Below are 23154 nucleotides of genomic sequence, written 5' to 3'. Positions count from 1 at the left end.
TTCTCTGCCGTTGCTGCACGACACGCCCTTCGGACGCGCATGCTTCCACCTGCCTGTGTCGTGGTCTTCAGATTAGTTGGTCCTACCTCGCGCCCGGCGTCAGCTGGATGCGCGCGGACCCCGCAGCCGCGTGGCCAGGGATGGTGGTGGGCCACTCGTGCTGGTCGAGGCTGCCCGCACGATGCAGGTGCCTCGGGCGGCGGAGTGCCGTTCACGATCGAGGCCTCATCCGGTTGCTGCGTCAGCACGGGCAAGTTAGCGTGCGGCACGAGTTGACAGGGCGCGCCCGTCGAAGGGTGGGAGATCATTATGAAGCCCCCGCTCAGCTCAGGTCCAAGGCCAATAGCCCATCGGTGAGTCCGGTGAATACACGGCGGTTGTGCGGAGCGAGGGACCGGACGGGCGAGCGAACCGGAATAACGGCGCTGGCGTGGGCCAGCTCTGGATCCCAAAGACGGACCGTTCGATCGTCACCGGCGGACACTAGGACCGTACGGGTGTCTAGGGCAACGGCGCACACCGCACTCACTCCGGCGGTGTGTCCCTTGAGGCTGGCCACAGCCTCGCCGGTGGCCGGGTCCCACAGCCGCACCGTGCGGTCCTCGGCGGCGGTGGCCAACAGGGTGCGCCCCTGCAGGGACACCACGCACATCCCACGCACCCAGTCGGTGTGACCGGTTAGTCGGTGCACGACAGTCGTGCTCTCGGTGTCCCACAGAGCCACAGCATTGTCATCCCAGGCTGTGGCAAGATACGCCCGCTCATCCACCACCACGGAGCACAGACACAACACCGCACGTTCTCGTTCGGCTGGCAGGACATGCAGAACCTCGCCACTCTCAGGGTCGTGCAAACGAACGACCCCGTTGTCGTCCGCGGCTGCCAACAGGATGCGCCCGCCGGTCGACACCGGGCACAGGGCCCTGACCGACCAGTCGCCAACCTCCAGGATGCAAACGTCCTCACCAGTGTCGGGATCCGAGAGTCGGATGGCGTGGTCACTGTCCGCAGAAGCCAAGAGGGTGCGCCCGTCCACGTCGATCGTGCACAACGCGGTGATAGTGCCAATCCGGGCCTTGATGGTGTGCCGGGTCTCCCCGGTTCCCGAGTCCCACAAACGCAGGGTGTCGCCGTAGCCAACGGTCGCCAAGAGGGCTCCATGCGTCCCCTCGATGGCGCACAGGGCCTCGACGGGTTCGAGGCGTTCGCCCATGGTCACCACGCCTGGAGCTCCGGTATCCCACAGACGAACCGTATTGTCGTTGCCAGCAGACACCAACAATGCATGCCCGTCCGACATCACAGCGCATACATCCTGTACGACATCTGTGTGTCCCTCCAGCACACGCACCGAATCACCAGTCAGGGCATCCTGCAGGTAGATGTGCCTGTCGTCGCCAGCCGACGCCAATAGGGTTCGCCCGTCTACATCGACCGGACACAATGTGGTGATCAGACCGCCTGCGCCCTCAAGCGTGCACACTGGCACTCCATCCACGTCCTGCAGGTGCACCAGCCCATCGATGCGCGCCGACGCCAACAGGGTCCGCCCGTCCGCGACGATCGTGCACAGAGCGGTGATCCAACCGGGGCCGTCCTCCAAGACGCGCACCGCGCCGCCAGTGTCTGGGTTCCACAGCCGAATGGCACCGTCATTGCCCGCGCTCGCCAACAGGACACCCTGCTGCGTGGGCAACGGGCAGCATGGGCCTCCAGGACGCGCACAGCCTCGCCGGTGTCGGGGTTCCACAGCCGAACGGTCCCGTCATTGCCAGCGCTGGCCAGCAGGACGCGCCCCGCCTGCTCGATCGTGCACAGCGCAGTGATCCAGCCGCTGTGGCCCTCGATGGTTCGTCGAGTGTCGCCAGTGTCGGGGTTCCACAGCCGAATGGCACCGTCATTGCCCGCGCTCGCCAACAGGACACCCTGCTGCGTGGGCAACGGCATGGGCCTCCAGGACGCGCACAGCCTCGCCGGTGTCGGGGTTCCACAGCCGAACGGTCCCGTCATTGCCAGCGCTGGCCAGCAGGACGCGCCCCGCCGCTGAGATTACGCAGACGGAATTGACCCAGTCCGTGTGCCCCTCCAAAACGATGTCCTCCGTATGAGGTGCCCCGACGGCCCACACGGCTCGATACGGGGCCGGCACGGCACTGTCGCGATAGCTGCGTCCCAAATGCTCGCGCGCCTCGGTCACGCTAAACAGCGCTACCCGGTCCGCCGCCGACGCGTCCAACGCCTGCGGAGTTGTTCGTAGCAAGCGGGCACGGGCACGCGCCGACACCGACGTAGCGGCTTTGACGGTCGGAACCAGACGGCGCAGATCAGCATGGAGGGGGTATGCCTCATCGTCGAGCAACTCGTCGAGAACCCCACCGCGTACCGCATGGCGTGGCAAGGAACGCAGGAGGTATCCGGGGGCGCTTTGCCAATCGGACGAGATCATGCCCATCAGCGCCCTGGCAATGCGGCCCTCGTCGTCGGCGAGGGTTCCCGCCGCTGCCCTATCACCCAGCAGCGCCTCGTTCAATGCCTGGTGAAACAGTCGGAAGCTGCCGGTGACGGCACCGGGATCAGTCGACTCAACCAGAAAATTGGCCGCGGAGGTACGGGCGAACGTGCTCAGCCCCCGCGCCTCAGGAGCAGAGCCGCTCACGGCCCTGATTGCCGTGCGCCACAGCTCCACAGTGAGCCCGGGGGAATCCGCATAGGCCAGCGCGGTGAGCACGTCCAGCGCAGCCACACCCTCTACGTCCGGCAGACGAGCGAGGTAATCGCGCAGCGCCGCATCGACGGTCGCGGTGAAGCGCAGCTCCGCAACATCCATGGCGGTCCGATCATGCAGCCCGTGGGTCCGGGCAACCAGACCGGCAATCAGAAAATTACCCTGCGCCATCTCGGCGATCCGGTCAGCCACGGGCTTGGCGACCGACCCGACCGCGTAGGGACTGTCCCGTCGCTCGTCGCCCAACAGTTGCAGCGTCGCCAACGCGTAGCGGGCAAGGTCCTCTTGCGCGAAGTAGTCGGGAGTGTCGAGGTCGATGATCCGAAGGGCGCTCTGAAATGAGGCAAGGAGGTCGCCGCAGTCGTCGGTGCGCCTACTCCCGACGACAACCCGGACCCCCAGATCGGCGCAGGTCTCCGCCGTCGCGACGGCAATGTGCCGCATGATTGAGCGTGCATCTGCCGGCGTGCGGGCCTCATCGAGGGCATCAATGACGATCGAAAAGCCGCCCGGTGCACGATTCCCCAGAGCTCCCCGCAGCAGGGTGGGCAGTTCCTCGACCTCATCGGGACGGGGCGCACAGGCCGCAGTGGCGATTTCGCGGGCTACTTCCAACGCCGTCTTGTGCCGAGCGTGCACGGCGCAAGCCACTGCACCGGTCGGCGCGCGCTTTGCATCATCGTCGGCCGGTAGTAGCGCAGCGATCTCCGGGTCGGCGGTGGTAACGATCCGTCCCAGCACCGCCGACTTGCCCACACCCGGAGAACCAGTGACGAGCAGGACCTGACGGTGGTCCCCGGCCGAATCGGTGATCCACTCAACGATGACCCTCAACGCCGCCGCTCGACCGCAAAAACGGAAACCGCGCTCAGCGTCCGAGCCCACCCCGCGGGCCCTCGGATGCCAATGCTTCCCCGACTCAGGATCTTTGGACAGGGTCCACCCCCACGCGGACAGAGCGACGTCGCCTGCATCCTCGGTGGACCAGTCGGTGAGCAGGTGGAGCTGCTGATCGGGCAGACATGCGGCGACGGCCCGCATGGTGACCGCCCGTGCGTAGCCGTCCTTCTTCCGCCCTTGAGCGACCAGCCCGACCACAGCCCCATAGTCGGCCGACCAGAGGGCGCCACCGCTGTAACCGGCCTGGACGCCGTCTCCATCGCTGTTGTCCAGCCGCACCCACCCGTAGCCGAGGGACTCTCCGACCAGGCCGCCCGCCGAGTCGCCCAGGATCCCGTCCGGAAAACCGAAGGCCCACCACCGCTTGTGCACCATCTCCTTCGGGGATGGACGCAGCAGGGGCGCTGCATACTCCGCGGGCACCGGCTCCTCGAGGACAAGGACCGCAACGTCCTGCTGGCTCCGCAGTTCTACTGCAGGCGCCACGACCTCCTGCACCTTAATCCGCCGGTTCATCAACTCCTCGGCCTTGGGGAACGCCACCCACAGTTCCGGACAAGCCGCCGGACCGCTATGCACCACGTGCGCACACGTCAACACCCGTCGGGTGTCGATGAGGAACCCCGCACCGCGCGGATTCGGATCACCCTCACTGAGGTGAATGGCCGTCACCCACGTATCCGACGCCGGGCTCAACCTGTGTCGGGGCGCAACGTCATTCACTGACGGTGTCTCCGCCCTCGCCTCCGCCCGGCCCCGAATCAGACCGCCAGGTCAGCTTCACACCGAAGTTCGCCTCCGTGGCGGCCTTGGCGACCAGCCAGTTCGCTGACCCGTTGACCTTGATGCCAAACGTCACCTCTACTTCGTCCGGACGCAGGCGCACGAACTGATCCAGTACCGTGCGTGCGGCCTCGACGGCCGGGCGGACCGAGTCCTGAACCCGATTCAGCAACGGGTCGGCACCCACCGGTTGCCAATCGTCCGTCGGCTCGATCTCGAACTGAACCACTGTGTTCGAATCGAGCACGTAGGAAACCACCTGGGACGTCACTCGTTCCCCCCTTGCCACCATCGCGTCCCAAGACGGTACCGGACCCTCCGCGCGCCTTGCTCGAGGCTGGGATCAACGGGATGGCCAAGGTCGGTACGCCAGACGACCCGCGTCGGCCTGTGATCCTCATCCGGTCCAGCCCGTGGAAGGCCAGCACCGAACAGACGCCATTGCACGACGTGTTCGACATGGACAACGGGCATGTCCGCTACTTCGGAGACAACAAGGCCAGCACCACCGTTGCGCGATGCAGAAGTCGCGCGGAGGGTGCCCACCGTCAACTGAGGTGGCAAGAATGGTCCAACTCTGAGCCGCCAGGTCACCTGTTCTCACCGATCTTGAAGTTTCAGGACATACAGGCCCTATATACCCCATGACAGTGCCTGTCACCGAAAACAGCAGTGGACGCCTGTGGACGTCTCTACAGGATCCCGACATGACGGTTAGTCACCCCTTCTCCAAAGTGACGCAGGCAGGGTGCGCCCACAGCCGCCCTCTGGCCTCAGGATCACCTTGCGCACAGAAGCTCCACAATCGGCGACGAGGAGATATCTTCATCACCCAACCGTCTGGGACTGGAAGAACAGGGCCAAGGACCGCATGGCGTATGACCTCGCACCTCCCGAGCCCGCTGGGATGGTGGCCTCCCTGAGTTCGCTGGGCTACTCACTCCCTGATGCCGTCGCCGACTTGGTGGACAACAGCATCTCGGCCAGGGCCGGGACGATCGATGTGGAGTTCACCTGGGATGGGCGCTCCTCGTGGATCGCCGTAGTCGACGATGGTCATGGCATGTCGGAGGACGCTTTGGTCACCGCGATGACCGTCGCGGCCCGCTGGTCAGCAACCGACCGTACTTCCAGAGATCTGGGCCGGTACGGAGTGGGGCTGAAATCGGCTTCCTTCTCCCAGTGTCGCCTGCTGACGGTCTGCACCGCGGAGGTTGACGGCCCTTGGCGCTCGCGGACATGGGACCTGGACGTGGTCGAACAGACCGGTGAGTGGCGCTTGCTCCGACAGCCGCCGGCCGAGGCCGAGAAGGCCTTGGAGCAACTCACCGCGGGACGGTCCGTCGGCACGATAGTTCTGTGGCAGCGGCTCGCCGGATACGGGGAGATCACCGCGGCCGATCGCAGGACCCAGCGGCAGTTCTACGACGAGGCTGAGAAGGTCCGTGGCCATCTCGGACTCGTCTTCGCCCGGTTCCTCTCTGGCTCGGCCGCGCTGACATTGCGTGTCACAGGCCTTGCCGTCGAGCCGTGGGACCCGTTCCTGTCCAACCATCCGTCAGTGCTGCATCACCCCGTGGAGAACCTGCCACTCGAAGGGCACAAGGTCAGGGTCGAGCCGTACGTACTGCCGGGGCTGCAGCGGTTGACCTCTGCCGAGGCGGAGCGTGCCGGAGGTCCTAAGGGGTGGCTTCGGCAGCAAGGCTTCTACGTGTACCGCCGAAACCGCCTTCTTCTCGCGGGAAGTTGGCTGGGCATACGTGGGCTCCGGCGCGAGGAGAAGTACAACCTGGCCCGCATCGCCGTCGACATTCCGGCGGAGACCGACGCCCAATGGCAGGTTGATGTCCGAAAGGCGACAGTGGTGCCGCCGGTCGTGCTGCGCCAGCATCTTCAGCGCATAGCGCGCACGGTTCGGTCCGCCGCAGCCGAGACCGTCCGCAACCGGGGTCAGATAGCGGCACGGCAGCGCGCCGAGAACCTGTCATTCGCGTGGAACGTGCGGCGGGACGAGAACGTGGTCCTCTGCCGGATCAACCGAAAGCACCCCCTGGTGGAGGCGGTACTACAGGAGGGGGGCGGCGATCCGGCGAACATCCGGGCGCTGCTGCGGTTGCTGGAGGAGACAGTGCCTGTGCCGGCGCTGCGAGTGCTGCACGAAACCGACACAGCGGATGATCCCGAACCCTTCGGTGGTCCGGGGAGGGCCACCGAGGAGGCGATCAAAGTGGCTCAGCGCATGTTCGATGTGCTTGTCGCCCAAGGCCGCTCTCCGGATGAGGCACGACAGGTCATCCGCACGACGCAACCATTCGACCAACTGAATGGATTCTGGAACAAGTGACCGCCCGGGTGGGGCGTACCCTCCTGTTCCCGTCCGTCAAGTCACATATCTCCAGGGGGAGGAATTCGTGGATCCGGCAGTCAGCAAGGACCTGTCCTTTGCGCTGAAGGTGGCCATTCAGTTTCTGCCGGAAGACCGGCAGGCTACGTCAGACGAGGTGACCAAGGCTGTTGAGACGGCCAAGATGGTCGCCGGCCTCAATGGAGTAACGGTGGAGGCAGCCGATCTGCGCAAGCTGGTCGAGTCCCGCACCACCATATTCCAGGAGAGTTCAGCAGGGCTGAGTGACAGTGAGAACCACGTCCGATGGCTGCCCGATGCCAAGAACGACCGTTCGTGGGCCTTCTGGACCCGGTATGAACGCTTTCTAAAGCATTCGCGAGGCATGCCACTCCAAGTGGTGAACAGCATCGACCGGACGACGGACGAGGTTCTCGGGGAGTTGGAGGATCCGCACCGGCCCGGCTCTTGGCGTCGCATGGGGCTGGTGATCGGCCAAGTCCAGTCCGGGAAGACCGGCCAGTTCATCGGTCTGGCGGCGAAGGCTGCCGACGCCGGATACCGGCTGATCGTCGTCTTCGCCGGCGTCCTCAACGACCTACGTGCCCAGACCCAACTCCGCGTTGACGAGGGCTTGCTGGGCTTCGACACCCAGTACCAGCTCCGGTCCGACCAAGAGGGCGCCGACCGCTACATCGGCGTCGGCGCCATGGCCGGTGAGCCTCGTCTTCACGTCGCGTCGCTGACCAACAGCACCGAGAAGGGCGACTTCGACCGGAAGACCGCCTCCAAGGCGAACCTGCCGATCGGCAACTTCCCGGTTGTTCTGGTAGTCAAGAAGCACCCGAAGATCATCGACTACCTGCGCACCTGGGTCACGGAGGTCCACGGCGTCGAGGACCCCAAAACGGGTCGCAAGATAGTGCAGGACATCCCGCTCTTCGTCATCGACGACGAGGCCGACAACGCATCCGTGAACACGGCCAGTGACGGTGCGGACCCCACCAGCATCAACGCCGCTATCCGCAAGCTGCTGACCAGTTTCGACAAGTCGTCCTACGTCGGCTACACGGCGACCCCCTATGCGAACATCTACATAGACCCGGATGCTGACCACGACAGCCTCGGCGGCGACCTGTTCCCCGAGAGCTTCATCCGTACATTGCGCGCGCCATCCAACTACCTCGGGCCAGAGCGCCTGTTCGGTCTGCGTGCCTACGCGGAAGAAGAGGACATCGACCCACTGCCGCTGGTACACCATGTCGACGACACCGAGAACTGGGTGCCCGAAAAGCACAAGTCCGGCTTCACAGTGACCGCCGAGCTGCCGGATTCGCTGCGGCGCGCCATTCACTCATTCGTGCTGACCTGCGCCGCCCGCCGCGCGCGCGGGCAGGTGGATGTCCACAACTCGATGCTGGTGCACGTCACCCGCTTCACGAAGGTCCAAGGGCAGGTCAGAGACCAGATCGACGACTACGTGAGACTGCTCCGGAACGGTCTAAGGGACCGCTATGGAGACGCATCTCGTGCGCACATGAACGAACTGCGGCTTATGTGGGAGGAGGACTTCGAGCCCACCACCGCTTTCTTCACCGCGGACGAGGCCGAACGGCTGTCCTGGGAGCAAACCGCCGCCGAAATCCTCCCCGCGATCCAGAAGCTCGAGGTCAAGGCCATCAACGGGGTGGCCAAGGACGTACTCGACTACTACTCGAACCGCCACACAGGCATGTACGTCATCGCTGTCGGGGGACAGAAGCTGTCGCGTGGCCTCACCCTTGAGGGTCTTTCGGTGAGCTACTACCTGCGCTTCGCCAAGACCTACGACACCCTGCTGCAGATGGGCCGCTGGTTTGGCTACCGGCCCGGCTACGAAGACCTGTGCCGGCTTCATACGACGCCGCAGTTGGTGGCGGCCTACGAGGAGATCACAGCCGCGACCGATGAACTCCGCCGGGACATCGAGGAGATGGCGGCGATCGGTTTCACGCCCCGTGAGTTCGGTCTCAAGGTTCGCACCTCCTCCTTGGGCCTGAGCATCACAGCTGCCAACAAGATGCGTCAGGGCACGCGGGTGCGGCTCAGCTTTTCCGGCGAACTCGCTGAAACGACCATCTTTCCTCTCACCAACGGGTACCCGAAGCGCAACTTCGACAGCCTGCAGACATTCGTCGGCATGCTCTTGGCGCACACTGCACCGGAGGTCGACCCGAAGACTGGCAGTCTCGTGTGGTCGGACATCCCTGCCGAGTTGGTGGCGTCCGGCTTCTTCGACCTCTACAAGTCCGCGCCGGAGGCTAACCGGATCCGTCCTGACGCCATCTCTGCCTACATCCAGCAGTGCGCCAAAGCCGGGGAGCTCGGCCGGTGGACCGTCCGGATCGTCTCCCGAGGTGGAGCGGATATGTCCGTCGACCTCGCGGAATACACCTTGGGCGCGGTCACACGAGCGGCCTCCAAGACCGCGCGCCCGGACTCCACGAAACACACCATCAAGCGCATCCTGAACCCCAAGGACGAGTCGCTCGACCTTGACCCAGAGCAGTACGAGGCTGCTTGGGAGGCGACGAAAAAGGCCGCTGAAGGGCGCAAAAACCGCAACGGCGGACCGCTTGCACCCACGCTGCCCACAGGTGAGCCGCTTCGTTGGCAGCGCCGCCCCGACCAGGCTCACCTGCTCATCTACCTGATGGAGCCGCCGGAGGCGAACCCCGAGGTACCACTGATCGGGTTCGCCGCCAGCTTCCCCTTCTCCAAGGCCCACACCGCGACCGAGTACGTCGTGAATGCTCCCTGGTGGAAGGACGACTCGGACGACCTCAGTGACGACGACGGGGCCGAAGACGCGTGATCAACGAAGCGCTGTGGCAGGAGCTGGAGGCACCGCAGCCGAACCGAGGGCGCTCCACCCGGCGGCTGTTCCCCGAGAGCGGGCACGACATCCATGTGGGCGTGTCCCAACCGGGGCGGCAACGCATGCTGCTGGTGAGGGGCGGTTCACGCGCGGTCGACCGTGCCCGCCCCCTCCTTGCCAGCCTGCGCGAGACTCACGGCCTGAGCCTGTCCTGCAGTTCGGTGAGCAGTCGCGAGTTCGAGCTGCAGATCTCCCTGACCGCCGGTGAGCTGCGGGAGGTTTTCACCCCTCTCGCAGAAGACATCGCGCTTACCTCGAAGGACGCGTCACCGGAGACAGTTCTCGAGCGGGCGGTCCGACGTTTCACGCACTGGCAGCAACTCATGCGCAGCGTCGGAACGCAAGGTCTGGGCAGAGAGGCCCGGTTGGGGCTCTACGGGGAGCTGCGCTGGCTTCGCCACCTGCTCGCTGTCCTGCCGACGCATGTGGCGGTGGAGGCATGGACCGGACCAGAAGGCAGCAACCAGGACTTTCAGCTGGCGCGCGTCGCCATCGAGGTCAAAACGACCACAAAGAAGAACCCGAACACCGTCCGGATCGCCAACGAACGGCAACTCGACGATCGCGGCGTCAGCCGCCTGGTGCTCGTACATCTGGTACTCGACGAGCGCCGGGGCGGTCTGGGCGAGAGTCTCAACTCAGTGGTGGACGATATCCGCACGGCCGCCAGCGGCACCTCGGCATCCGCCCTGTTTGAGAACCGTCTGATCCAGACCGGCTATATGCCGCACCAGCGGGACCTTTACGATGAACCGCGCTACACCCTTCGTCGAGCCGACTTGTGGACCGTCGGCAAGGGATTCCCGCGCATCGTGGAGACCGGCCTTCCCGACGGGATCGGCAACTGCGCCTACGACATCAGCGTCATCGCGCTCGAGAAGCACCGCACCACGACCGATGAGGTCACCGAGGTAATCAGAGGAACTGATGGCTGAGCTGCCCCTTGCCGACTACGCCCGTACGCTCACGGGCGACATACAGACCTTGGCAGAAGCGGAGGACGGCTCCATCCCGAGGACGTTCACCCGTTGGGCTCTGGAGCAGTTGGAGGAGTCCGGCTTCGTCTCCAACATGACCGTCGCCTACCACAGCGGGCACGGCGTCATGGTGTACGGCTTCGGATACAGCGACGACCGCTCGGTCCTCGACCTCTACACCACGGCTTTCAGCCTCGACCCCATGGTCGACAGGCTGACCAAGGCCGACGTGACAAGGCACTACCGCAGGCTGCTCGCCTTTCTGCAAAAGGCCGGCAGCATCCGGGGCAACTTCGATCAGCCCACCGAGGTGCACCAACTGTGCGAGGGCGTCGAGAAGCTGCTTTCCAACGCCTCCAAAGTACGCCTCTTCCTGTTCAGCAACTGTGAATCGGCGGCCCGCACGCAGCCGGAGCCCACCGAGTTCCAGGGCCTCCCCGTCGAGCATCACCTCTGGGACCTCGGCCGGCTCTACCGCCACCAGACGTCCGGTGCCGCTAGCGAGCCGATCGTTGTGCAATTCGACCCGCCGATCAACTGCCTGTCGGTGCAGAGCGTCGAGCCTAATCTCTCCGTCACCCTCGCCGTCGTTCCCGGACGCCACCTCGCCGAGTTGTACGAGGAGCACCGCACGCGTCTCCTGGAACTGAACGTGCGCGCGTTCCTGCAGGCCCGCAGCACGGTCAACCGAGGAATCCGCCTTACCCTGCTCAATGAGCCGGGACGGTTCTTGACCTACAACAACGGCATCACGGCAACAGCGACCGCCGCGGAATTTGTCGAGGACGCTGAAGGCAGGCGTATCGGCATCCGCAGTCTCACTGGCCTCCAGATCGTGAACGGTGGGCAGACCACCGCCACCCTCCACCACGTCTTCAAACGGGACAAGAAGGACCTGGACGGCGTCAGCGTCCAGATGAAGCTGACGCTGATGGGCTCGGACGACCTGATGGCAATCGTCCCAAGCATCTCGCGGTACTCGAACACCCAGAACAAAGTCACGCTGGTCGATCTGTCGGCCAACGACAAGTTCCATGTCGAATTCGAACGGGTCAGTCGCACCCTGTGGGCGCCGCCAACCACCCCCGGCGGACCGCAGACACGCTGGTTCTACGAGCGGGCCCGCGGCTCGTACGCGGTGGAAGAAGCGAAGCAGGGGACATCCATCGCCGCTCGGCGCAAGTTCAAGGCCGAGAATCCAGCCGCCCAGCGATTCGCCAAATCTGACCTGGCCAAGTTCGTGAACGCCTGGAGCGGGTTGCCACACCTTGTCAGCCGCGGAGCGCAGAAGAGCTTCGCCGCCTTCCAGGCCAACGTCAAAGAGCAGCCCCCAGTCATCGATGCAGACTATTGCCGCCGAACGATCGCCATGGGCATCCTCTTCAAGGAAGTCGACAAGGTAGCCAAGGCGCACGACGCTGGAAGCCACAAGGCCCTGATCACGGCCTACACGACGGCCCGCCTCTGCGAGGAGACCGGTCGGCGTATCGACCTCGACCGCATCTGGCGAGAGCAGCAGGTTAGCGACGCCATCGTCCAGGCCGCCCATGATCTGTGTCTGCCGATCATGAACATGGTCATCCAAGAGGGCAAGCACGTCACCGAGTGGGCGAAGAGCAGCAAGTGCTGGGAGGAGGTCTCCCGCATCCCTTGGACTGTTCCGGAGGAACTGGCCGAGGAGCTGCTGACGAGGCCCGTCGAGTTCGCGGTGGACACCCGGGAGGAAGAGGAAGAGCAGCTCTCCAGGCTCAAGCAGATCGAGCTGAGCGAGTGGGAGATGCTGGCCGACTGGGCACGGGAAACGCGTGCCCTAGAGCTGGCCGAGCAGCAGATCGCCACTACGATCGCTGCCAAGCTGGCGACCAACGCCACCATCACGGCGGCCCAGGTCAGGAAGGCCTTGGAGGTCTACGACAACGCGATCGAAGAGGGCTTCAGCGCGTTCGCGCCGTAGGACGGCGCCTTAGGGCCTGCTCCCGAGACGGAGAGCGCTTTGGGAACAGGCCCTCACCAGCCTTGATCAGGGCGTGACCTAGCCGTCGCCCTCCTCGCACACCAGGAGCGGTCGTACACCGCGACAACTCCTTGCCTGACCGACAAGGAGGAAATCGACGCCGCGGAGAGAGAAGCTCCTGGACGAATCCGACAGACACTGGCCCTGGAGCTCTCCAAGCAGCAGCTTGCGGTGACGATCGCTACGAAGCTGGCCCCGCGAAGGCAAGATCAGGCCTCCACGGCCAGGCCATGCCCCGGAGGTGCGCAGCAGGCGCTCAGCGTCGGTCGCATTCTGCTCGCTACCCCTCCAGCGCTGGCCCCGTGCGGCGGACCCAGCGCCCCTCCTTAGCAGGTCCGAGGATGGCGTCAGCGGTGCGGCGCAGCGCGGTCCCGCCATCGCGTCCGAAGTAGCAAAGGTAACCTGTGTTGGTGTTTTCTCAGGAGGCGTCATGACGGAGATCGCGGAATCCTCGCGCAGCCCATACAAAGTGAAACTGGTACGGGGCCCGTTCCTGCGTCTGGAACCGCACCCGGAGGAGTGTGGGGATGACACCGCCTTCTTGCACTACGCCGAGCAGCTGCGTTCGGAAGGAAAGCTGCTGGCAGCCGACCTGTTCTGCGGAGCCGGCGGTCTGAGTTACGGCCTGCAGTCTGCCGGGTTCCGTGTCGTCCTGTCCGCCGACCACGACCGTGAGGCCCTGGAGACGCACCGGCACCACTTCGGCGGGCTCACCTTGGACTGGGATCTAGGCGATGCGGACCGTGTCAAGCATGTGGCCGAGCTAGTCAAGCAGGCCGGTATCACCCTGCTCTCCGGCGGGCCACCATGCCAGCCGTTCTCCAAGGCGGGACGCTACAAGATCCGACATCGCGTCCGAGAAGGACAGCGTGACCCCTATGACGAGCGCCGGGACCTCTGGCGCTCATTCTTGGAGGTTGTCCGTCTCGCCCTGCCGCCTGCCGTCGTCATGGAGAACGTGCCAGACATGGCACTCGACCGTGAAATGTTCATTTTGCGGACGATGGTCCACGAATTGGAGTCCCTGGGATACGCCGTAGAGGAGCGTGTCGTCGATACCTGGCGCTATGGCGTGCCGCAGTTCCGACAGCGGCTGATACTAGTAGCGCTACGCGACGGACATCATTTCGAATGGCCCGATGAAACTCCGGACAAGGTCACGGTATGGAACGCCATCGGGGATCTGCCTGAGGTCGAGGGTGGTTGGCGCCCAGAGGGCGGCGCGCACGGATGGAAAGAGTACACTCAACCCCTCACCCGCTTTCAAAAGAAAATGCGCCAGCAGGTACCGAGCACAGACGCGGGCAAGGTTTTCGACCACATCACGCGACCGGTTCGAGAAGATGATGAAATCGCATTCGAGTACATGTCTACGAGCACCCGGTACTCGGACCTCCCCGAGGAATTGAAGCGTTACCGGGACGACATTTTTCGCGATAAATACAAGCGTCTTGACGAAGACGGCCTGTCGCGAACTATCACAGCCCACATCGCTAAGGACGGATACTGGTACATCCATCCCCGGCAGAACCGCACACTGACCGTGCGCGAAGCGGCCCGCTTGCAGACGTTCCCGGATGGATTCCGCTTTGCGGGCCCCCCCTCAGCCGCATTCCGGCAGGTCGGTAACGCTGTGCCTCCGTTCCTAGGTGAGCATCTCGGCGGTGCAGTTATGGCTGCCCTGGGTGAACCGCGACCTGCCGGGCCCAGCACCCAGCACATCGCCGAAACCTTGGCCACCTGGTTCACAAGCCTGTCGCATCGCAATCTCCCATGGCTCACGGCCTCGTCTCGCTGGCAGGTCATCTCTGCAGAGATCCTGCTGGACAGAATGCCACCTCAACAATCCCGCCCCCTCTGGCCATTGCTAGCGCGCTGGACCACTCCTACCGACACACTCACCGCCGAGAAGGAACTGCTCGAGATTTCCCGATGGATCGGTCGGGAGAAGCGTGGCGAGCAGCTTCTCGCTGTGGCTACCGAACTCGTCGGCGCTCCTCACATGCTTTCCGATGATGAGTTGCTGCCCAAAGTTGCCGGCATCAGCCAGGCCGTGGCCGACCTGGCCATTCTGACCGTACCCGTCAGCGCTAACGACGATGAGGCGGATGAAGCCGACGATTCCGAGTCGGAAGAACCGGTGCTCGCGCGCCAAGGGGTTCTTCGTGTCGCTGCGCGGATGTCCGGTGAGGACGTCCACCGGCGCAACCGCCTGACCGACGGACGTCTGGCCGTGGCACGCCTGATTGGTTACGGCGCAAACGCACGCAACGCACATTTGGGACTGCTTGAGCTCGCCACCAGCCTCTGCCGACCCGCAGACCCGCTGTGCGTCGAATGCCCGCTGCAGAAGCTATGCGCTGGCTCTAAAGCCGAAGAGCAGAAACAACAACTTCTCTACTGACAGCGTCGGCTGGTGGCTCACGTGTTCAACCCCAGCACCTGAGCCACCGCAGGGGCTTCCCTCTCAAGGACCGCCACGATGCGCAGCAAGGCTGCGTACTCGCCCGCTTGCATCGACGCGGCACGAAGCGCCAGCCCGGCATCTTTCATCGCGGCCGCTTCCTGTGATTCGGGACCATTCCATGCCGTCTGACGAGGCAAAGAGGGAACGACAGTTCCGATTCCCGTGCCACGAGCAGTCTTGCGGTACGCCTCGTCCGCTCGGCTGCACAGCTCGTTGATCGGCCGCTCAAGCATCTGGCGCAGCTGAATCGGGACGGTTACGCGAACCTTAGCAACATTGATATTGAATGCGCCGTCTAGATCAGTATCAAAGTCCAATGAAGCGCGAGCCAGCTTGGTGTGTTCATCGATGCCGCGAATACCGTTCCAACCACCCCATTGCACGAGGCGATCTGCTCGATAGATGTAGAGCCCCTGCTGACGGTTCCACTTCAATGGGCCTGACAAGCGCTCAAATTGCTCTGGTGAGCTGAAATTCTCCTTGGCGGGCAGTACGTAGCGATTCATTTGCACAGTTCCGCTGACTTTCCCTATGGTTACTTCGAACCGTTGGCTGGGAAGGTCCGTGCGTGCAGGCTCGTGCGGGGCGAAGGGGTTCCACGGCTCAACCTTTTCACCGTTGACGGTGATGATGATCCTTCGTCCGCTGCCAGTCCCCTCAAGGAAGCGGTGAAAGACCATACCGAGATGCGCAGCCGTGCGTTTGGCCATGGCATCCAGTCTCCGGCGCGCCCAGCCGCCTTCAGGTCGGCTTTCCGGCAGAACCCGGTCCAGCTTGTCCCAGACGACTACCGTGCCGGTTGCCTCGGTTAGGTAGGCAACTGCACGCTGAGGCAGGCCGTCACGCCCGGGGCGCAGAACCACCCATTGGTCCGATTCCGAGACCACGTCGAGATCGAGGGTGCGGATGTACAGACGAGGCGCGTTAACCGACGTTCGAGTAGCAACGGTGACGGCACGGCACTGGGACAGCGATGCCGTTTTCAACCCCAGCCCGTAGCGCCCAAGTTCCCCTTGGGCGTAGTCGCGTCGACTCCCGTACCGGAGCGCTTCCGTCAACTGACTTTCACTCATGCCGGCGCCGTCGTCGGCAATCAGAACATACGAGTCAGGGCCGTCAAACTCTATGAAGATGTCTACATGATCGGCGCCTGCAGAGACGCTGTTGTCGACAAGGTCTGCAACGGCGGCAGGGAAGTCGTAACCGATGTCTCGCAACGACTCGGTGAGACGAGCCGCGGAGGGGGTGATGCTCTCAAACTTCGGTGGAGTCATAGATCCGGTGCTCCGAGACGTCGACGAGGGCGTCCAGGATCCCACACCCCACCATCAGACATGCCGTGGGCCCGGATTGCGAGGGCTCACCCTTGCCGCAGGATCGGCGCGAGACCGATGCCGGCGGGAAACGGCCGGTCGGCAGTTCCGAATGGGAGAGTGCCGATCGCCCCCCATCGGGGCACGTTCAGCACTTCACGTCGCGCAGAAAGCTGAGATCCCTGATCTGCGAAGCGAGTTGCCGCAATCCATCATCGACGACTGAGTGAAGTCGTCGCCGTCAACGAGAGCTGGCCGCTAGCCGTTGGAGCAGCTGTCAGTCTGTGTCCATTGCACGACGCACGTAAGTGGACTCCTGAACGCTACGCAGTCGGCCGTGGACTATCCGTGGACTGGTCTCGCACGATCAGTCACGCCTGGGGCTCTGACCTGCTGATTTATGCAGCTCACAAGCGCTCCGGAGCCGTATGCGCAAGTTCGAATCCTGCGGGGCCCTTGTGACGTGCGTGGACCCCGTCGCCGGGGGGAAACGGTGAGGCCGGGCCCTCCTGTACGCGTAGGCAGATGCAGCCTGGGGCGGCTCCATGTCGCAGTCTGTGGACGAGGCTTGGAGAGGGTCTTGGGGCTGCTGGTGGGTCGGCCAAAACGGCGAGGCGTCTGGGCAGACGCCAGGCCCCCGCCCGTAAGGCAGCGATCACGCCCGGCTCCCGTGAACCAGGGTGCCGTCTCCTTCGTAGGGCTCCAGGGAGTATCTCGGACCGAAGGGGCGGAGTACGCCGTCGAGCTCGTCGAAAGGCTTCGGGGCGAGGCCACCGTTCAGTGGAAGGTTTGGGTCTTCGATCGGGACGACCTCCATTTGGCACCAGTCGGTCTCGGCCTCATAGCTCCGGCAGGAGGACGACCTCGAATTCCGTTTCGGCCGCACGAAGTAGCGGGCCGCCTCGAAGGCATCGCGGCAGCCGAGAAGAACGCCGCATGGATTGGTGCCGAGTTCCACCCGCTCAGGGTCGAGCTTCCGGCCATCGTCGGATGCGTCCACATCGGATGTATGAAGCCCAGGCCGGTCGCGGTCAGTTGTCTTCGGGCAACGGGTTCTCGGTTCGCTCTACGGCCTGCTCGATGGGCTGGCCGATGAACGTGCGGTCCCGGCCCATCGGCTCGCGATCCCGACCGCTGTCGCCCGCTCTGCGCTGGAGCAGCCGGAACGGTCGGGGCGAAAATGCCGCGGGGCCGTGGGGTGCGGTCGTATACCTTCCCGCCAGGAGTGATCGACAGGGAGGGGACGGTTGTGAAGGTGGGCCGACGAAGACTGGCTGCCGCGTGCGTGGCCATGGTCGCGGGCGGGGCGCTTCTGACCGGTTGTGGACCGGGCGCGGACACGGGGAAGGGCCGGGCCACGAGCGGTTCCGGGCGCTCCGACGACGAGAACTTCGGGGCCACGGGGCTGTCGTTCGACTACGTGGGCGACTCCGGCGTGGACGAGACCATGAATCAGACCCTGCAGATCACCAACGATCTGCCAGCCTCCGTTGTCCCGGTGCTCTCGTTCGAGGCGCTGGACAAGCATCACCACGTGCTGCACGGCGTGAAGGTAAGCACGATCTACGGGAGCGACCGCGGGGAGCTGGTGACGCCGTACGGATCGAGCCTCGACATCCTGCGCTTCTCCGGTCCGGGCAAGCACGAGGTGGCAGACGTCCGGGTCACCGTGCGGCGCACGTCCATCGCTTCCGTACCCGCGGGACTGCACGAGGTCACGACCCAGGCTCTCGACGGCCACGGGCGCGAGATCACCAAGTTCGAGCGCTTCTCGGCGGTCAGGCTGACCAACGAGGACGACATCCCCGTCTCCGTGCGGATCGCCTACGTTCTGTGGGACCAGCCGCCCAAGGGCGTCACCCAGCAGGCGATCGAGGTCACCCCGATCGGCGGCCTGACCGAGGTCCCTGCCCATGGCACCGCTGTCGTCCATGTGGCCGGGAAGGCCGCCGCCGCGGTGGCCCGCAACTCCTACGGCCCTGCGGTGAGCATCAAGGCGTACAACTCGCAGTAGTCGAGGCGGTTTGCGGTGCTCTCGTCCGTGGCGGGCAAGGCTGAGCCGGTTCCCGTTTCGGTGCCGAAGGGGACCGCCGCTTCACCCCAGCCGCTTCTCCAGCAGCGTGAACGACTTCGGGAGGCCGCCCGGCTGGGGTTTGCCCTCCTTGTGGCCCACGACCTGGTAGCCCGCCTTGAGGTAGTAGCCGGTCAGGCGGTCGTTGCCCGCCAGGCAGTCGAGGCGGCTCAGGGTGCGGCCCGTCTCGGCCACGCGGCGCTCGGCGGCCAGCAGCAGGGTGCGGCCCGTTCCCGCCGGGACGCGGGCGTGGTCGGTCATCAGGCGGTGTACGTATCCGGCGGTCGGGGACTGCGGGCCCCAGGCGTCCGGGTCCGACCACCACAGCTCCCAGGCGCCCACCGTCCGGCCCTCGATCTCCGCGAGCCAGACCTCCCCGTCCCGCATCACCCGGCGGAAGTGGTCCTCCCCCAGCTCCCCGGGCTGCCACTGGCCGGTGGTGCCGCGGGCGTTCATCCAGCGGGCGGCGTCGTCCCGCAGGCGTACGAGGGTCGAGACGTCTTCGCCGGCCGCCCGACGGAATTCGAGATCGCTCACGGGATCGCTCACGGGATCACTCACGGGGCGATCTTGGCATGGGGGCGGTGCAGCATGGTCACTTGGTCACTTGGTCGCTGCGGACGGCAGGCTCCGTCGGGGGCCTAAAACCCCGTCGGGGCCGAGGGCTTCGTCGGGGCCGAGGGCTTCGTCGGGGCCGAGAGCTCCGTCGGAGCCGAGGGCTCCGTCGGGGTCCCGACGTGCCTTGGGTCCCGGACCGTTCCTGATCCCGGCGCGCCCCCATCCGCCGCGCCCGCGCCGTTCTCCTCCTCGTCCTGCCGGACCTCCCCCTACCGACACCGCCGTAGACATGCCGCAGGTACGTGCCCGCGTGCGTGCCGGGCCGGGTCTCGTGGGCATGCTCGACCGGGGATGCGGCGCGGTGCTCGGGGAGGCGAGGCGGATGCGGTCCTGGCTGCGGCAAGGGATCTTCGCGGGGCCCGCGTCCTCCCGGGCCCATCTGGAGGCGCTCAAGCGGCTTCAGCCCGAACCCAAGGACATGTACGCGCACGACTATCTGTACGCGTGTCTGAGCGTCCTGGACTCCAAGGCGCAGGTGCTCCTCGCCTACGACGGCTTCCTCGTCGCCGCCGCCTCCGTCGTGCTGACCGTCCTCCCCGGGGGTACGGGGTCCACGGCGCTGCTGGTCGCGGCGCTCGTCGCGAGCGGGCTGTCCGGGGCGCTGAGCCTGATGGTGGTCTCGGTGCACTGGACCGACACCTACGACCTGGAGCACCCCGGCGAGATCTTTCCCCGGCTGCTGGAGGTCCGGAACCAGCGGACGCTCAGCTACCGGCTCTCCTGGGCCATCGCCCAGATCGCCTCGCTCCTCCTCGTGTGCGGAGTGCTGGTGCATCTGCTCGGGTGGTGAGGCGAAGGCCAACGGCCCATGTCCGGGTGGCGAGTCGGCAGTCAACGGGCGCCGGCCTCAGCAGAGTTGCCGTTCGCCTTCAGGCCGCCGGCCGCAGCAGAATCGTCGTTCGCCTTCAGGCCGACGCCCGCTTGCGTGACGCCGTCTTCTTGGCCGCCGTCTTCGCCGTCGTCTTCTTGGCGGTCGTCTTCTTCGCCGCGGTCTTCTTGGCCGCCGTCCGGGAGGATCCCGTGTCGTCGGACTCCTTCGCCGTGCTCCGGGCGGCCCGCTTCGCGGTCCGGGCCTCCGTTCCCGAGGCCGTCTCCGTCGACTTCGCCGTCGACTTCCTCGCCGTCGTCTTCTTCGCCGCCGTCTTCTTCGCGGCGGACGTCGACTTCTTGCCGCCGACCTCCTTCGGCGCCGGGGTCGACCGCCGGGACGCCGTCTTGCCGGACTGCAGTGGGGTGACCTCGGCGTCCCGGCCGCCGGTCGCGGCGCCGTCCTCGGCCTCCCCGCCCCGCGACTCCTTGGCCGCGCGCACGCTCTTCTCCAGGGCCGCCATCAGGTCCAGCACCTTGCCGCCGGAGTCCTCGTCGGAGGGCGCCGCTGGTGCCTCGTGGCCCTCGGCCTTGGCGGTGACGAGTTCCTCGACGGCCTCGCGGTAGTCGTCGTGCAGGTCTTCCAGGTCGACCTCGCCGAGCATGTCCATCAGGGCGTCGGCCAGGTCGAGTTCCTTGTCGCGGACCGTGACGGCGTCGTCGGGGGCGACCTCGTCGGTGGCGCGGATCTCGTCCGGCCAGAGCAGGCCGTGCATCGCGATGACGTCGTCGACGACGCGCAGCATGCCGAGCCGCTCCCGCCCGCGCAGCGCGAACTTGGCGACGGCGACCTTCCGGCTGCGCTTGAGGGCCTCGCGCAGCAGGACGTACGGCTTGGCGGCCGGGACGCCGTTCGCGGCCAGGTAGTACGCCGTGTCCATCTGGAGCGGGTCGATGCGGTCCGCGGGGACGAAGGCCACGATCTCGATCGTGCGGGCGGTCGGGAGGGGCAGCGAGGCCAGGTCCTCGTCGGTGATCGGGATCAGGGTGCCGTCCGCGTCCTCGTACGCCTTGCCGATCTCCGCGGACGTGACCTCGCTGTCCTCCAGCTCGCAGACCTTGCGGTAGCGGATGCGGCCGCCGTCGTCGAGGTGGATCTGGCGGAAGGAGATCGCGTGGCTCTCCGTGGCGTTCATGACCTTGATGGGGATGCTGACCAGGCCGAAGGAGATGGCGCCGTTCCATATGGATCGCACGTGCAGCACCCTTCCGATCACTTTGAGCAGGGTTCGTGACGGTTTCGTGGGATTGTCATCGTATGACGCCGATCACGGAGGTGGAGGGCAGGAGGCTCGCGCTCACCAATCTCGACAAGGTCCTCCACCCGGCCACCGGATTCACCAAGGGCGAGGTGCTGCACTACTACGCCACGGTGGCGGACGTCCTGCTCCCCCATCTGCGGGACCGGCCCGTCTCCTTCCTGCGCTACCCCGACGGCCCGGACGGGCAGGTCTTCTTCACCAAGAACGTCCCGCCCGGTACACCCGCCTGGGTCACCACCGCCGAGGTTCCGCGCACCGAGGGGCCCGCGCGCATGGTCCTCGTCCAGGATCTGGCCTCGCTCATGTGGGCGGCGAACCTCGTGACGGAGTTCCACACCCCGCAGTGGACGATCGGTACGCCCGGGATCGCCGACCGGATCGTCTTCGACCTCGATCCCGGCGAGCCGGCGACGGTCGTGGAGTGCTGCGAGGTGGCGCTGTGGCTGCGCGAGCGGCTGGCCGCCGACGGGATCGAGGCGTACGCGAAGTCGTCCGGGTCGAAGGGGCTGCATCTGCTCGCCGCCGTCGCGCCGACCCCGTCCGCCGACGTCAGCGCGTACGCGAAGGAGCTGGCCGTGGAGGCGGAGAAGGCGCTCCCGAGGCTGGTCGTGCACCGGATGACGCGGAGCCTGCGGCGCGGGAAGGTGTTCGTCGACTGGAGTCAGAACGCCGGCCGCAAGACCACCGCGACCCCCTACACGCTACGGGCCCGGGCGGAGCCGACCGTGTCCGCGCCGGTGACGTGGGAGGAGGTCGAGGGATGCGGCTCGGCCGCCGAACTCACGTTCCGGGCGACGGACATCGCTCCCCGGGTACGGGATTTCGGCGACCTTCTGGCCCCGCTGTTCGAGCCGGAGCGTGCCGGTCGGCTGCCTTGACCGCCCAGGAGCGTGCCGGTCGACTGCCTTGACCGCCCAGGAGCGTGCGGGTCGGCTGCCCTGAACGCCCAGAAGCGTGCCGGTCGGCTGCCCTGAACGCCGGGGAGCAACCCGGCCCGCCGTCGGACAGCAGCCACCCCGCCTCACACCCGCAGCCACGTATGCCGGTCGCGGGCCATCGCGTGCAGGGCCTCGATGTCCGCCGGTTTGAGCACCCCGCCGAGCCGCCCGAGGCCCGCGAGGTCGGTGTCGCGCAGGACCCGGACCCCGCGCGGCAGTGCCGGTGTGTCCAGGCGGGCGGGGCCGGCCACGACGAGGACGGCACGGACCTCGGCCGTCAGGGCGTGGGACGCGCGGTCGGCGTCGGCGCGGATCCGGCGCAGCAGCGGACGGGGCTCCCGGCGTCCGACGGTGACCGTCGGGTCGCCGACCAGGACGCGCTGCTTGTGGGCGTACAGGGCGTGGAGGCAGAAGAGACCGGCCGGGCCGATCAGGAGGTGGTGGATACGGTCGCCCCCGGGGAGGGGGATCGAATGCAGCGCGTGCCAGCCGCCGCCCTCCAGCGGCTCCAGGGCCGCGCCGACGGTCTGCTCGGCGGCGAGCGCGCGGCGGCGCGGGTCGGGTCGCAGCCGGCGGACGGGGCCCGGGTCCCGGTCGAGGTCGGCCAGCAGGGCCTCGCCGGGCCGGTTCGGCGCGAGGTCGTCGTCCGGGTGCAGGGCCAGGCGGGCCAGCTCGGCCGGGGTCGGGACGGGCGGTGGTCCGACGGTCACCGGGCCGGTCAGGAAGGGGCCCAGGACATCCAGCACGTCCTCGCGCCGGTCCTCGCTGAGCAGATTGACCCTGGCCGTGTCACGGTCGTACCAGGCGACGCTCCTGCCGTCGGTCAGGCACACGTACAGACGCTCCTGTCCATGACGCCGGGCCGGTACGACGCGCAGTCCGTTCATGCACCATCACCCCATGACCATGGGAACAGGCGGGGTGCTCCAGGGGCAAGAACCCGGTTACCTTTGGCAGG

At 66.0% G+C, this 23154-nt stretch carries 17 protein-coding genes and 1 pseudogene; 9 read left to right on the top strand and 9 right to left on the bottom strand.

What is annotated here, in order from left to right:
* Nucleotides 1–322: 322 nt before the first annotated feature.
* From IO36_RS44600 to IO36_RS17595, 4 genes and pseudogenes are all read right to left on the bottom strand, one after another.
* Nucleotides 323–1696 (bottom strand): WD40 repeat domain-containing protein, encoded by a 1374-nt coding sequence (locus IO36_RS44600; protein ID WP_051900594.1) that lies wholly within the window; start codon nucleotides 1694–1696, stop codon nucleotides 323–325.
* A 59-nt stretch (nucleotides 1697–1755) separates the two neighbouring features.
* Nucleotides 1756–1947, bottom strand: a pseudogene (locus IO36_RS49350) (WD40 repeat domain-containing protein); the annotation flags it as partial.
* Nucleotides 1898–4348, bottom strand: coding sequence for a trypsin-like peptidase domain-containing protein (locus IO36_RS44590; RefSeq protein WP_107065729.1), 2451 nt, complete (start codon nucleotides 4346–4348; stop codon nucleotides 1898–1900). The pseudogene IO36_RS49350 and the gene IO36_RS44590, both read right to left, overlap by 50 nt.
* Entirely contained in the window at nucleotides 4341–4679 is a 339-nt protein-coding gene (locus IO36_RS17595; protein ID WP_245173328.1) for a CU044_2847 family protein, read from the bottom strand. Before IO36_RS17595 ends, IO36_RS44590 begins: the two co-directional genes overlap by 8 nt.
* Nucleotides 4680–4759: 80 nt before the next feature.
* Here IO36_RS17595 and IO36_RS48205 point away from each other — a divergent pair, with 80 nt between their 5' ends.
* The 6 genes from IO36_RS48205 to IO36_RS17570 all read left to right on the top strand — a co-directional run bounded on the left by IO36_RS48205 (nucleotide 4760) and on the right by IO36_RS17570 (nucleotide 15064).
* The gene (locus tag IO36_RS48205) at nucleotides 4760–5056 is read left to right on the top strand and encodes a hypothetical protein (RefSeq protein ID WP_245173327.1); all 297 of its coding nucleotides are present in this window, start codon (nucleotides 4760–4762) and stop codon (nucleotides 5054–5056) included.
* Between the two features lie 223 nt (nucleotides 5057–5279).
* Nucleotides 5280–6752 carry an ATP-binding protein gene (locus IO36_RS17590; RefSeq protein WP_037620971.1) on the top strand — a complete coding sequence of 491 codons (1473 nt, stop codon included), beginning with the start codon at nucleotides 5280–5282 and terminating at the stop codon, nucleotides 6750–6752.
* Between the two features lie 67 nt (nucleotides 6753–6819).
* A complete protein-coding gene (locus tag IO36_RS17585; RefSeq protein ID WP_037620970.1) occupies nucleotides 6820–9606 on the top strand; it encodes a Z1 domain-containing protein in 2787 nt (928 codons plus the stop codon).
* Complete coding sequence (locus IO36_RS17580) at nucleotides 9603–10604, top strand: PD-(D/E)XK motif protein (RefSeq protein ID WP_037620969.1); 1002 nt, start codon at nucleotides 9603–9605, stop codon at nucleotides 10602–10604. Before IO36_RS17585 ends, IO36_RS17580 begins: the two co-directional genes overlap by 4 nt.
* Nucleotides 10597–12600: an AIPR family protein gene (locus IO36_RS17575; RefSeq protein WP_037620967.1), complete on the top strand. Its 2004-nt coding sequence runs from the start codon at nucleotides 10597–10599 to the stop codon at nucleotides 12598–12600. Before IO36_RS17580 ends, IO36_RS17575 begins: the two co-directional genes overlap by 8 nt.
* Nucleotides 12601–13090: 490 nt before the next feature.
* Entirely contained in the window at nucleotides 13091–15064 is a 1974-nt protein-coding gene (locus IO36_RS17570) for a DNA cytosine methyltransferase (RefSeq protein WP_037620966.1), read from the top strand.
* Nucleotides 15065–15081: 17 nt separating this feature from the next.
* On the opposite strand, the gene IO36_RS17565 is transcribed toward IO36_RS17570, so the two are convergent.
* Together IO36_RS17565 and IO36_RS46875 are read right to left on the bottom strand one after the other, a co-directional pair.
* Nucleotides 15082–16401 (bottom strand): ATP-binding protein, encoded by a 1320-nt coding sequence (locus IO36_RS17565; RefSeq protein WP_037620965.1) that lies wholly within the window; start codon nucleotides 16399–16401, stop codon nucleotides 15082–15084.
* 694 nt (nucleotides 16402–17095) lie between these two features.
* The gene (locus IO36_RS46875) at nucleotides 17096–17440 is read right to left on the bottom strand and encodes a hypothetical protein (protein ID WP_158997395.1); all 345 of its coding nucleotides are present in this window, start codon (nucleotides 17438–17440) and stop codon (nucleotides 17096–17098) included.
* A gap of 255 nt (nucleotides 17441–17695) precedes the next feature.
* Between IO36_RS46875 and IO36_RS17560 the strand changes: the two genes are divergently transcribed.
* Nucleotides 17696–18454, top strand: coding sequence for a hypothetical protein (locus IO36_RS17560; RefSeq protein ID WP_158997393.1), 759 nt, complete (start codon nucleotides 17696–17698; stop codon nucleotides 18452–18454).
* Nucleotides 18455–18535: 81 nt separating this feature from the next.
* On the opposite strand, the gene IO36_RS17555 is transcribed toward IO36_RS17560, so the two are convergent.
* On the bottom strand, nucleotides 18536–19072 hold the full coding sequence (locus tag IO36_RS17555; protein WP_245173326.1) for a GNAT family N-acetyltransferase: 537 nt from the start codon (nucleotides 19070–19072) through the stop codon (nucleotides 18536–18538).
* Nucleotides 19073–19358: 286 nt separating this feature from the next.
* On the opposite strand from IO36_RS17555, the gene IO36_RS17550 reads away from it, so the two are divergent.
* Nucleotides 19359–19919: a hypothetical protein gene (locus IO36_RS17550; RefSeq protein ID WP_037620961.1), complete on the top strand. Its 561-nt coding sequence runs from the start codon at nucleotides 19359–19361 to the stop codon at nucleotides 19917–19919.
* A gap of 115 nt (nucleotides 19920–20034) precedes the next feature.
* Here the strand turns inward: IO36_RS17550 and IO36_RS17545 are convergent, their stop codons facing one another.
* Nucleotides 20035–21201 (bottom strand): non-homologous end joining protein Ku, encoded by a 1167-nt coding sequence (locus tag IO36_RS17545; protein WP_037621013.1) that lies wholly within the window; start codon nucleotides 21199–21201, stop codon nucleotides 20035–20037.
* 53 nt (nucleotides 21202–21254) lie between these two features.
* On the opposite strand from IO36_RS17545, the gene ligD reads away from it, so the two are divergent.
* A complete protein-coding gene (gene ligD / locus IO36_RS17540) occupies nucleotides 21255–22136 on the top strand; it encodes a non-homologous end-joining DNA ligase (RefSeq protein WP_037620960.1) in 882 nt (293 codons plus the stop codon).
* 143 nt (nucleotides 22137–22279) lie between these two features.
* Here ligD and IO36_RS17535 read toward each other — a convergent pair whose 3' ends face one another.
* Nucleotides 22280–23083 (bottom strand): nuclease-related domain-containing protein, encoded by an 804-nt coding sequence (locus IO36_RS17535; RefSeq protein ID WP_037620959.1) that lies wholly within the window; start codon nucleotides 23081–23083, stop codon nucleotides 22280–22282.
* Nucleotides 23084–23154: the final 71 nt, after the last annotated feature.

The organism is Streptomyces aureus, assembly GCF_000725495.1.
GTDB lineage: Bacteria > Actinomycetota > Actinomycetes > Streptomycetales > Streptomycetaceae > Streptomyces > Streptomyces aureus_B.
Note: the sequence above shows the minus strand (reverse complement) of the source record. Positions and strands in the feature narration are given on the sequence as shown.

Bases quoted from the DNA above. Each gene is read 5' to 3' on its own strand.
- IO36_RS48205 (WP_245173327.1), top strand. From the start codon at position 4,760: ATGGCCAAGGTCGGTACGCCAGACGACCCGCGTCGGCCTGTGATCCTC.
- IO36_RS17590 (WP_037620971.1), top strand. From the start codon at position 5,280: ATGGCGTATGACCTCGCACCTCCCGAGCCCGCTGGGATGGTGGCCTCC.
- IO36_RS17575 (WP_037620967.1), top strand. From the start codon at position 10,597: ATGGCTGAGCTGCCCCTTGCCGACTACGCCCGTACGCTCACGGGCGAC.
- IO36_RS17570 (WP_037620966.1), top strand. From the start codon at position 13,091: ATGACGGAGATCGCGGAATCCTCGCGCAGCCCATACAAAGTGAAACTG.
- IO36_RS17565 (WP_037620965.1), bottom strand. From the start codon at position 16,401: ATGACTCCACCGAAGTTTGAGAGCATCACCCCCTCCGCGGCTCGTCTC.
- IO36_RS17550 (WP_037620961.1), top strand. From the start codon at position 19,359: ATGCCGCAGGTACGTGCCCGCGTGCGTGCCGGGCCGGGTCTCGTGGGC.
- ligD (WP_037620960.1), top strand. From the start codon at position 21,255: ATGACGCCGATCACGGAGGTGGAGGGCAGGAGGCTCGCGCTCACCAAT.
- IO36_RS17535 (WP_037620959.1), bottom strand. From the start codon at position 23,083: ATGAACGGACTGCGCGTCGTACCGGCCCGGCGTCATGGACAGGAGCGT.